Source organism: Tateyamaria sp. (assembly GCF_059783535.1).
The window spans coordinates 1-9283 of sequence record NZ_JBYNDP010000138.1 but is presented as its reverse complement, the minus strand read 5'-3'; the positions used below and the strand labels follow the sequence as shown (position 1 = coordinate 9283).

Here is a 9283-nt window from a genome sequence, read left to right as displayed (position 1 = left end):
TTCCTGATCATGGTGACCTATATCCCGGCCATCTCGATCTGGTTGCCGACCTTGATGATGGGGCCGGAGATCATCGTGCAGTGATCCCAAGGACGCGCTGACGCGCGACGCGATTCATTTCTGCTGACGAGGGGGCTCTGCCCCCTCGAACGCCCCCGCGGTTTTTCTGGCAAAGTGAATAGGGATCAGGGTGCGGCGAGTGCGTCTATGATCGGCTGGAAGTCTGCCGCTTTCAGGGACGCGCCGCCAACGAGGGCGCCATCGACGTTTTCGGCCTGAAAGATTTCGGCGGCATTGGTGGGTTTGACCGAGCCGCCGTAGAGGACGCGCATGTTTGCGCCTCGTTCGGCAAAGCGAGCAACGAGTTTTTCGCGGATCATGTCGTGGGTTTCCACGATCTGTTCCATGGTTGGCACGCGTCCAGTACCGATGGCCCAGATGGGTTCGTAGGCGATCACGGTGTTTTCGGCTGTGGCGCTGTCCGGGGTCGAGCCATCGAGTTGGGCTGCGATGATGTCGAGGCAGTCAGGGCCGAGCCGTTCTTCTTCGCTTTCGCCGATGCAGATGATCGCGGTGAGGCCCGCGGCGTAGGCTGCTTCGGCCTTGACCCGGACTTGCGCGTTGGTCTCGTGGTGATCGGCGCGACGTTCGGAGTGGCCGACGATCACGGCGCTGGCGCCTGCGTCCTTGAGCATCGACGCGGCAACATCGCCGGTATGGGCGCCCTTGGCATTGGCGTGACAGTCCTGGCCGCCAATTTCGACGGGGCTGTTTTCTGTGGCTGCGGCGGCGCGGGTGAGTAGGGGCGCGGGGGGGCAGACGATGATCTGTGGTGCGGTGTCCGACGCGCCGCTCGTGAGCGTCGCCAGCTCCGCCAACATCTCGGGTGTGCCGTTCATCTTCCAGTTGCCTGCTGCCAATGTGCGCCGCATATGTCTCTCTCCGGTTTTGGTGCCTTGGTCCTAGCATCGCGGGTGTGGCTGCGCTAGGGCTGCGCCCGCAGCATGGAGACAGGACATGATCCCACGTTTGGATGCGGCAGCACTGGCTGCCGGAGATGCAGAAAGCCTGAAAGCCTTGGGCGAGGCGGCGACCGGGGTGGGCTTTGCCACGGTGCACAACACCGCATTGTCGGCGGCGCGTGTGGAGGAGGCGATTGAGACTTATCGCGCGTTCTTTCACTTGCCCGAGGCGCAGAAGCGGGCGGTGGATATGGCCCGCACCGGGTCGAACCGGGGTTGGGGCGCGCCCGGATCGGAGCAGGTCGATCCTGATGCCAACCCTGACTACAAGCAGTTTTTCGATGTGGGGTTTCAGCTGCCAGAGGGGCATCCCCTTGGGGACAAGCGGTTCTATGCGCCGAACCTGTGGCCGGATGATCCAGCGTTTAAGGACGTGATTTCAAGATATTACGGGGATGCCTTGAGCGTTGCGAAGGGGTTGTTGACCGCTATTGCACGGTCCATTGGCGCTGATCCGGCCCATTTCGATGGGGCGTTCGAGACGCCCATGGCGCTGCTGCGGGGCAATTTCTATCCGGCGCGTCCCGATTGGGCTGGCGCCAAGGATTTTGGGATTGCGACCCATACGGATTATGGCTGTCTGACCTTGCTGGCGACGGATGGATCGCCGGGGTTGGAAGTGCGCAAGCGGGGCGGCGGGTGGATCCCGGTCAGTGCGCCGCCGGGTGAGTTCATCATCAACTTTGGTGAGATGCTGGAGTTCTGGACTGGGGGCCGGGTCAAGGCGACACCGCACCGGGTTGTCGGTGGGCTGGCCGAGCGCATCTCAATCCCGCTGTTCTTCAATCCGACCTATGACACAAACGTCGCCCCGGAAGGGTCCGATGAGGTTATGCTGGCGGGGGATCATTTGAGTGCGCGGTTTGAAGAAACCTACGTGCACCTGCAAGGAAAATCATGAGCTTGCAGGATGATCTTGAAGCGGAGGTTCTGCGCGTTTGGGGCGCGCAGAATGACGGATCGCATGACATCTGGCACGTGCGGCGCGTTTGGGCGAACTGTCAGCGGATCGCGGATGGGTTGGAGGCACCGGTCGATCGCGATGTGCTGATGATCGCGGCCTATCTGCATGACATCGTGAACGTGCCCAAGGATGATCCACGTCGGATTGAGGCTGCAGCCTTGTCAGCGGATCATGCGGTCGCGTGGATGGCGGCGCGGGGTCTACCGGGGCAGGACACGGTGGCGCATGCCATTCGCGCCCACAGCTATTCGGCTGCCGTGCCGTGCGAGACGCTTGAGGCGCAGGTGGTACAGGACGCGGACCGTTTGGAGGCGTTGGGGGCGCTTGGCATTGCGCGCTGTTTCAACGTGGCGGGGCAGATGGGGGCCGGGTTGGTGCATGGTCGGGACCCGCTGGCCGCTGATCGGGACTTGGATGACCGCGCCTATGCGCTGGATCATTTCCAGGTGAAGCTTTTTGGCGTGGCCGAGACATTGAACACGGCACCGGCGCGCGCCATGGCCGAGGACCGGGTGGCGTTCATGCGGGTGTTTCAGGAGACCCTTGCGCGGGAGGCGCGTGTCTGATTGCCCACCTTACAAGTGGGCAAGGGCTGCGCGCGCGAGGCCTGTGGCCTCGTCGGCGTCGTCTTGGGCGCTGTTTGGCAGGAACCAGTAGGGCATGTGCGTGGCACTGCCGTCTTTGCGTTTGTAGTCCCACCGTTCGAGCCCCATTGCTTCGAACCGGGCCTGCATGTCGCCTTGGCCCTTGAGCAAAAGGCGCCCGTCCGACATCAGAATCGCAAAGATCGTGCCTTCGAAATAGATCGACACACCACCAAACATCTTGCGGGTCGACAGTGAGCCCAGGCCGGAAAACAGATCAAGCGCGTGTTCGATCTCTTCGGCGCTGACGGCCATTTTACGGGGCGTTCTGCTCTGCTGCCAGTTCGTCCACGTCCTTGAACGAAATGCTTTCGCCGCAGCCGCAGGCGTCCGTCACATTGGGGTTGTTGAACTTGAACCCGGATTCGAGCAGCGAGGTTTCATAGTCGATTTCGGTGCCGAAGAGGAACATCTGCGCCATGGGCGCGATCATGACACGGGCGCCATCCTGTTCGACGGTTTCGTCGTTGGGATCAGCTTCTTCCACGTATTCCATGGTGTATTCCATGCCTGCGCAGCCGCCTTTTTTCACGCCGATGCGGAGGCCTGAATGGCCTTCTTTCTCCATCAATTTGGAGATTTGCGCGGCGGCGCGCGGGGTGATGCTGACGGCGTTTTTGCCGGGGATCGAGAACATGGGAGCCTCTTTGCTTATCCGACTTTTAAAGTAGGGCTTTGGGCATCTTCGCGCAAGGGGCGCGGACGCTTGAGAAAGCCGCTGATGGCATCGAGTGCGGCGCGGATCGCAGGATCGTGTCGGGTGTCCTGATGGCAGACCAGCCATTCTTCGGCCGTGAGGGCGTCGATGATGCCAGACACGCGGACAAGGCCGGGGGCGGTATCGGCCGCGAAAGTGGGCAGCACGACGCGTCCCACGCCGCTTTGCGCCAATGCCATGCGAACCAGTGGATCATTTGAAACAGCCACAAGTTCCGAGCCGTGATTGGCCACGGTCCAGGCTTCGGAGGGTAGGGTGGCGGTGTCGTCGCTGGGGCCGATCCAGCCCTGAATATCCTCGGACACGGCGTAGACGGCGTGTTCGACATGACCGGTGCGTCTGCCGGCGAGCCAGTCGTGGTCGGGGCGGCGATTTCGGATGCCGATGTCGACCTCGCGTCGTTCGATGTCCATGTCGAGGTTGCAACTGACAAATTCCGGCGTCCAGCGATCGCCATTGGTCCAGTAGGTGGCAAGGTGCCGCGAGATGTAGAGCGTGGTCCACGTGCCAGCAGAGATGCGTACGCGAGGTGCGCCGGATTGTGCGGCGGACCAATGGGCGATGCCGCGGGCCGCCGCCTCCATTTTCTTGGCCTGTTCGAGCAGCGCGCGGCCTTCAGTCGTGGGTGTATAGCCTGCAGCGCCGTGGGCAAATAGCCTGCGGCCCGTGCGCTGTTCCAGCGCTGTCATGCGCCGCGACAGGGTGGCCTGACTCAGCCCGGTTTCCCGGGCTGCACGCGCGAGCGAGCCGTGGCGGGCCACGGCGGCGAAAAGTCCGTAATCTGTCCAGTCAGTGATTTGCATGATTGCAAATGTAGGTGCGATTCCGGGGTCTGACAATGCCGTAAAGCGGCTGCCATATAGTCACTATCAACGAAAGGAGTTGTCATGCAGCACCCTTACAAGTCACTGGAAATGAATAGCCTTTATGCAAAGGAGCAAGACCTGTTTGCAAAAATGCAAGAGGAGGAGCGAATTCGCAAGCGCAGTCAGCGCCGCCGCCGGGTGCTGATGTGGGTTTTGCGCCGTTTATAACACAAGCAAAAAAGGGCCGCCGGGGGATCGGCGGCCCTTTGCAGACCTGTAGGGGCGCGCGGGGGGATGGCGCCGGGTACGGGTTACAGGCCCATGCAGTTGGCGTAATACGTCACCGTGGCGGGCCAGTCAGAGAAGACGCCAACGACGCCCACATCCTGTGCCAGCACATCCAGCAGCTCGTAATACACTCCGTCATGCGTTGTCGCGTCCGCGATTGATTGGAAATACCAGCCACCGCCATTGCCCAATGGGCCTGAGCGTTCGAGCGTCCATGTGATGATGTTCAGACCGGCGTCCTTGGCTTCGTTTGCGTAGGCCGAGGGCACGATCTGTCCGTTTTCCAGTGTGACCAGCATCCACAGCGGCGGCGCGATATAGCGTACGCCGCGTTCATAAAGGCTGACCATGCTGTCGGGGTAGGTTGCCGGATCGTTATGGTCAAAACCGTCGATACTGTAACTGTTGTCGAGATAGACGGCTTGCGCACCGAACTCTGGTTCGTTTTCAATCCAGTACAGAACGTCCTCAAGGTTGAAAGACTGGGCCCAGACGTCCGATGCGGGGACACCGGCGGCCTTGTATTCGTCGATCAGCTTTTGTGCGTAGTCAGCTTGTGAAAAGCCGTTGTGGGGCATGTCGACCGAGGGTGATTTCAGTTCGGGCGTGAACTTGGCACCGAGCGATTTGAACAGTGTGATCGACTCGGCATGTGTCATCAGGTGTGCGCCGTTGGTGTAAAGGTCGGTGCGCCAGCCTGCGACACCGCCCTGATACTCTTCTGCCGTGGTGGCCGCCTTGTTCGCGCTGTCCATTTTCGGCGTCAGCGTTTGGAACTCGGCCAGCGTCAGTTCGGACGTGCGGCATTCTGCGGTCGCCTCTGCATCGCCGCTGGCGGGCGAGAACGGGGTGACGCATGTGCTGGCCAGATCGGTCAGGAGGATGTTGGTGGTCGTGTGCAGGTCGTTTTGCGCGTGGCGGCAGACCAGTTCGTGATCCTTGGTAAAGGTCACGTCACATTCGAGGATACCAGCCCCCATGCGCGCAGCCGCCACGTTCGATTCCACCGTGTGTTCGGGGAACATCATGGGCGCGCCGCGGTGGCCGATGGAAAAGTCCGTCTTGGCGGGTGTCTGGCCCTGACAGCTTTGCAGCTTTGTCTTCAGGTCGCCGTCGGGAAGTTTATCAATCAGGTAGGCAGGTCGGGGACCGTAGTCGATGGCGAGCGTATCGGCCACAAGGGCGGCAGGAATCGTGGCAAGCAGAATGCAGGCGGCAGTAAGGCGCATTTGAGAATCCTTCGACGGTATCTATCCATGCAGGATGAAGCGCCGATATGACGGTTTCCCAATGCGTTCGTGATGGTTTTGTGACGCTTACATGAAACCGAGTTCGAGGCGCGCTTCGTCCGACATCATCTCCATACCCCAGGGCGGCTCCCATGTCAGTTCCACATCGACCTGTTTGACACCTGGAAGCGGTTCAATGGCGTCCGCGACCCAGCCAGGCATCTCGCCTGCGACGGGGCAACCGGGGGCGGTGAGCGTCATGATCACCTTCACTTCGTTCTCGGCATTGATGTCGATCGTGTAGATCAGGCCAAGTTCAAAGATGTTCACGGGGATTTCGGGGTCATAGACCGTGCGGCAGGCTTCTACTACGGCCTCGTGCAGCGGGTGGTCGGTTGACGAGGGCGCGATCAGCGGCGTGCCTTCCATCTGTTCGGTGGGCTGGTTCATGGGATCCCCGGACTTGTTCCTGAGTGTTTATATAGGGAACGGGGCGGGGGCGGTAAAGGGTCGCCCGGGCCCCCCATTTCGCAAAAGTGGAACGATCTGGCACCGGGCGTGGCAGAAAGAACACCTTGCGGGAGATGGGAACCAGCTGTTCGAAGGCGCGATACCGTAACAACAACGGCGAATAAGCGACCGGCTGGGTGCTGACCGAGAAGCTGCGGCGCGTCGGATAACCTTACCCGCGCCGTCGAACGGGTTTGGGTTTCACCCGCGCTTCGATCATGTCGTAGACCTTGCCCACGATGTCTTTGCCTGTGGCGTTTTCGATCCCTTCGAAGCCGGGGCTTGAGTTTACTTCTAGCACCTTGGGGCCGCTTTCGGACCGCAGCAGGTCAACGCCCGCCTTGCCCAGCCCGAATACCCGGGCGGCCCGGACGGCGGCGTCACGCTCGGCCTTGCTGATCCGCACGGATGTGGCGCTGCCGCCGCGGTGCAGGTTCGAGCGGAAGTCGCCTTCGGCCCCGGTGCGCTTCATGGAGGCCACGACCTTGCCGTCCACGACGAGGCAGCGGATATCCTCACCTGCCGCTTCCTTGACAAAATCCTGCACCAAAAAGTTGGCGCGGAGGCCTCGGAACGCATCAATCACCGATTCCGCCGCTTTCTTGGTTTCTGCCAGCACAACGCCTTTTCCTTGCGTGCTTTCCAGCAGTTTCACGATCACGGGTGCGGTGCCGACGAGCCCCATGATGTTGGCCGTGTCCTTGGGTGAGGCTGCAAAGGCGGTGGTGGGCATGCCGATCTTTTTCGAGGCGAGGATCTGGTGTGCGTGCAGCTTGTCACGGCTGGCCGTGATCCCGGCGCTGCCGTTCACGCAGTAGGTGCCCGTGGTCTCGAATTGCCGGATGACGGCTGTGCCATAGGCGGTGATGGAGGCGCCAATGCGGGGGATCACGGCGTCGTAGCGGGGCAGGCGCTTGCCATCGTAGTGCACCTCTGGCGCCATGGTATTGATCGCCATGTAGCAGCGGGTGGTGTCGATCACCTCGACCGTGTGGCCGCGCGCTTCGCCCACTTCGACCAGACGGCGTGTCGAGTAGTTGTTTTCGCGGCTGAGTACGGCAATGCGGAGGGATCGGGCCGGAGCCACTTTCCGCATCGCGGAGGAGTGGTAAACATCGTAGCTGAGTTCGGGTTGCAGCCGTTTTTCCGAGGCGGTGATCGTGATGTGGTCCTGCAAGGCCTGACGCCCGAGGAGCATTCGTGAGGTCATTGAGGAACGGTCTGTCAGCGTGACCTCGATAGGCCAGGACTGTCCACCGACGTCCAGACGGGTTTCGATCACATACCGCAGTTCTGCCTCACCATTGGAGGACGTGACCTCGCGCCGGTCGAGGATCGGCGCCGAGCAAGTGATCGATACATGGTCCTTGCCTGCGATCGGGTGGACGTTGAACCGAACCTTGGGTTGCTTGGCAGGGCCGAACACTTCGATGTCATGGGCATGGAGCGCTGACGTGCGCGCGCCGGTGTCGATCTTGGCCTTAAGGGCGGGCAATCCCAGTTCGGGCAGTGACACCCATTCTTCCCAGCCGAAATTCAGCGTGTCCATGTTGTCCCCGTTGTCTTGTGTCGTTATTTTTCCGACACCGTAGCGTGGGTGGTGGCCGCCCACAACGGACAGGCTGCGCGCAGGGCGAAAAGCTGACTAGTGCGTAGGTCAGATGGGTCGGCACAACACGAAACGCCGCCTCGACGCGAGGCGGCGTGTGGTCCTTGCCAATCCGGCGGAAGGCCGGCGCGCGTGCAAGATCAGAAGATCAGAAGGTTGCCCGATTCATCGTAGTAGGCTGTGTCCACGACATCGCCTGCAGTGTTGAATGTCACTTCTTCAACGTGCCAGGCCTCGTTTCCAGAATTGTCAAACGTAGTCTGCCCGGTCAGCCGGCCACCGGCATAGGTTTCGACAACAAGATCGCCATCGTCGCGCACCTCTTGGGCCAGGGCAAGGCGACCATTGGCATCGTAGGTGGTTTCGCGTGTCACCCAGTCGAACGTGTCATTGTCACCATCTGTCAGAACCTGAGAGGCTTTCTTGCCGTTCTGGTAAGTGATGGTGTCGGTACGGCCGTCATCAAAGACGGTTTCTCTTTCCGTCAGTTGCCCCGTGGCGGCGTGATAGGTCAACGATTTGGACTGCCAAGGATTGTCGTTTCCACCATCGGTCAGTGTCCGGCTGGTGCGAACGCCGGTATCGGCATCGAATGTCAAGGTTTCAATGCGGCCGTTGTCGAGTACTTTTTCCGAGCCGATACGTGCACCGGTCGCTGCATCGTAGCTTGTTGTGATCGATGTCCAGGGTTTGTCGTCGTTGCCATCGATATCGGTGCGTTGTGTGCGCGTGCCCGTCACTGCGTCGAACCGTTCGATCCGTTCGTCGCCATTGTCGTATTCAATTGTTCGAGCCGTTTTCTGACCTTTCCAGTTCCATTCGGTTGTGCGCGATGCCCAGTTTGCGTTGTTGGCGCTGGTATCCGTGACGGTCAGGCTGAGCCGTTGGGGGCCGAAAAACGTTTCCGACACGGTGCTGCCATTGTCCATAATGGTGTCTGTGGCCACCAAAAAGCCGGAACAGTCGTAGCTATTCGTGATTGTGGTCCAATTCTGGTCGTTGCCGGTATCGTCAATGGTGACCGTTGTTGGGGGCTGTCCTGCGCTGCTCATGGCGAGGCCTCGTGCTTTGTGAATGGGCCATCCCCGGGATCGGGCACGGGATAAAAATGTTCAGGACGGAGGCGTATCTATACAATTTGTCTAAAACCGGGCGTGAAACGCGCCACCTTTGGGCGATTGCGGGGTCTTTCTGCGTCTGGCGCGCAGGGTCTTGGCATTTCCGCATCTGCGCGGCATGAGGGGCCATGACCCGATTTTCATTTGATTTGCATGCCACAGATGGCCGTGCCCGCACCGGCACCATCACCACGCCACGGGGCGAGATCCGCACGCCAGCCTTCATGCCCGTAGGGACAGCCGCCACCGTCAAGGCGATGCTGCCCGGGAGCGTGCGCGCGACGGGCGCCGATATTCTGCTGGGCAACACCTATCACCTCATGCTGCGCCCAACGGCCGAGCGGATTGACCGTCTGGGCGGCCTCCATAAGTTCA

Annotated in this window: 12 protein-coding genes; 4 read left to right on the top strand and 8 right to left on the bottom strand. The window is 60.9% G+C overall.

Annotated elements, in window-relative coordinates; genetic code table 11:
* Window positions 1-185: 185 nt before the first annotated feature.
* Window positions 186-932 (bottom strand): triose-phosphate isomerase, encoded by a 747-nt coding sequence (gene tpiA / locus AC6RA8_RS18840; RefSeq protein WP_500354829.1) that lies wholly within the window; start codon window positions 930-932, stop codon window positions 186-188.
* A gap of 85 nt (window positions 933-1017) precedes the next feature.
* Here tpiA and AC6RA8_RS18835 point away from each other — a divergent pair, with 85 nt between their 5' ends.
* The gene (locus tag AC6RA8_RS18835; RefSeq protein ID WP_500354828.1) at window positions 1018-1923 is read left to right on the top strand and encodes an isopenicillin N synthase family dioxygenase; all 906 of its coding nucleotides are present in this window, start codon (window positions 1018-1020) and stop codon (window positions 1921-1923) included.
* On the top strand, window positions 1920-2552 hold the full coding sequence (locus AC6RA8_RS18830) for an HD domain-containing protein (protein ID WP_500354827.1): 633 nt from the start codon (window positions 1920-1922) through the stop codon (window positions 2550-2552). Before AC6RA8_RS18835 ends, AC6RA8_RS18830 begins: the two co-directional genes overlap by 4 nt.
* A gap of 9 nt (window positions 2553-2561) precedes the next feature.
* Here AC6RA8_RS18830 and AC6RA8_RS18825 read toward each other — a convergent pair whose 3' ends face one another.
* From AC6RA8_RS18825 to AC6RA8_RS18815, 3 genes are read right to left on the bottom strand one after another with little or no spacing between them, the layout of a single operon-like run.
* Window positions 2562-2885 carry a TfoX/Sxy family protein gene (locus AC6RA8_RS18825; protein WP_500354825.1) on the bottom strand — a complete coding sequence of 108 codons (324 nt, stop codon included), beginning with the start codon at window positions 2883-2885 and terminating at the stop codon, window positions 2562-2564.
* A gap of 1 nt (window position 2886) precedes the next feature.
* Window positions 2887-3267 carry a HesB/IscA family protein gene (locus AC6RA8_RS18820; RefSeq protein ID WP_500354823.1) on the bottom strand — a complete coding sequence of 127 codons (381 nt, stop codon included), beginning with the start codon at window positions 3265-3267 and terminating at the stop codon, window positions 2887-2889.
* A gap of 14 nt (window positions 3268-3281) precedes the next feature.
* Window positions 3282-4151, bottom strand: a complete 870-nt coding sequence (locus AC6RA8_RS18815; protein ID WP_500354821.1) for a LysR family transcriptional regulator — start codon at window positions 4149-4151, stop codon at window positions 3282-3284.
* Between the two features lie 84 nt (window positions 4152-4235).
* Between AC6RA8_RS18815 and AC6RA8_RS18810 the strand changes: the two genes are divergently transcribed.
* A complete protein-coding gene (locus tag AC6RA8_RS18810) occupies window positions 4236-4382 on the top strand; it encodes a hypothetical protein (protein WP_500354820.1) in 147 nt (48 codons plus the stop codon).
* Window positions 4383-4465: 83 nt separating this feature from the next.
* Here AC6RA8_RS18810 and AC6RA8_RS18805 read toward each other — a convergent pair whose 3' ends face one another.
* The 4 genes from AC6RA8_RS18805 to AC6RA8_RS18790 all read right to left on the bottom strand — a co-directional run bounded on the left by AC6RA8_RS18805 (window position 4466) and on the right by AC6RA8_RS18790 (window position 8842).
* Window positions 4466-5671 (bottom strand): glycerophosphodiester phosphodiesterase family protein, encoded by a 1206-nt coding sequence (locus tag AC6RA8_RS18805; protein ID WP_500354818.1) that lies wholly within the window; start codon window positions 5669-5671, stop codon window positions 4466-4468.
* An 87-nt stretch (window positions 5672-5758) separates the two neighbouring features.
* Complete coding sequence (locus AC6RA8_RS18800) at window positions 5759-6121, bottom strand: SUF system Fe-S cluster assembly protein (protein ID WP_189368557.1); 363 nt, start codon at window positions 6119-6121, stop codon at window positions 5759-5761.
* A 232-nt stretch (window positions 6122-6353) separates the two neighbouring features.
* On the bottom strand, window positions 6354-7730 hold the full coding sequence (gene rimK, locus AC6RA8_RS18795; protein ID WP_500354817.1) for a 30S ribosomal protein S6--L-glutamate ligase: 1377 nt from the start codon (window positions 7728-7730) through the stop codon (window positions 6354-6356).
* Window positions 7731-7930: 200 nt separating this feature from the next.
* A complete protein-coding gene (locus AC6RA8_RS18790) occupies window positions 7931-8842 on the bottom strand; it encodes a hypothetical protein (protein WP_500354815.1) in 912 nt (303 codons plus the stop codon).
* 194 nt (window positions 8843-9036) lie between these two features.
* Between AC6RA8_RS18790 and AC6RA8_RS18785 the strand changes: the two genes are divergently transcribed.
* Window positions 9037-9283: tRNA-guanine transglycosylase (locus AC6RA8_RS18785; protein ID WP_500354814.1), on the top strand; the 247-nt coding region annotated here is incomplete at its 3' end.

Excerpts from the sequence above, each read along its gene's own strand:
- AC6RA8_RS18810 (WP_500354820.1), top strand. The coding sequence starts at position 4,236 with ATGCAGCACCCTTACAAGTCACTGGAAATGAATAGCCTTTATGCAAAG.
- AC6RA8_RS18805 (WP_500354818.1), bottom strand. The coding sequence starts at position 5,671 with ATGCGCCTTACTGCCGCCTGCATTCTGCTTGCCACGATTCCTGCCGCC.
- AC6RA8_RS18790 (WP_500354815.1), bottom strand. The coding sequence starts at position 8,842 with ATGAGCAGCGCAGGACAGCCCCCAACAACGGTCACCATTGACGATACC.
- AC6RA8_RS18800 (WP_189368557.1), bottom strand. The coding sequence starts at position 6,121 with ATGAACCAGCCCACCGAACAGATGGAAGGCACGCCGCTGATCGCGCCC.
- rimK (WP_500354817.1), bottom strand. The coding sequence starts at position 7,730 with ATGGACACGCTGAATTTCGGCTGGGAAGAATGGGTGTCACTGCCCGAA.
- tpiA (WP_500354829.1), bottom strand. The coding sequence starts at position 932 with ATGCGGCGCACATTGGCAGCAGGCAACTGGAAGATGAACGGCACACCC.
- AC6RA8_RS18835 (WP_500354828.1), top strand. The coding sequence starts at position 1,018 with ATGATCCCACGTTTGGATGCGGCAGCACTGGCTGCCGGAGATGCAGAA.
- AC6RA8_RS18815 (WP_500354821.1), bottom strand. The coding sequence starts at position 4,151 with ATGCAAATCACTGACTGGACAGATTACGGACTTTTCGCCGCCGTGGCC.
- AC6RA8_RS18825 (WP_500354825.1), bottom strand. The coding sequence starts at position 2,885 with ATGGCCGTCAGCGCCGAAGAGATCGAACACGCGCTTGATCTGTTTTCC.
- AC6RA8_RS18830 (WP_500354827.1), top strand. The coding sequence starts at position 1,920 with ATGAGCTTGCAGGATGATCTTGAAGCGGAGGTTCTGCGCGTTTGGGGC.
- AC6RA8_RS18820 (WP_500354823.1), bottom strand. The coding sequence starts at position 3,267 with ATGTTCTCGATCCCCGGCAAAAACGCCGTCAGCATCACCCCGCGCGCC.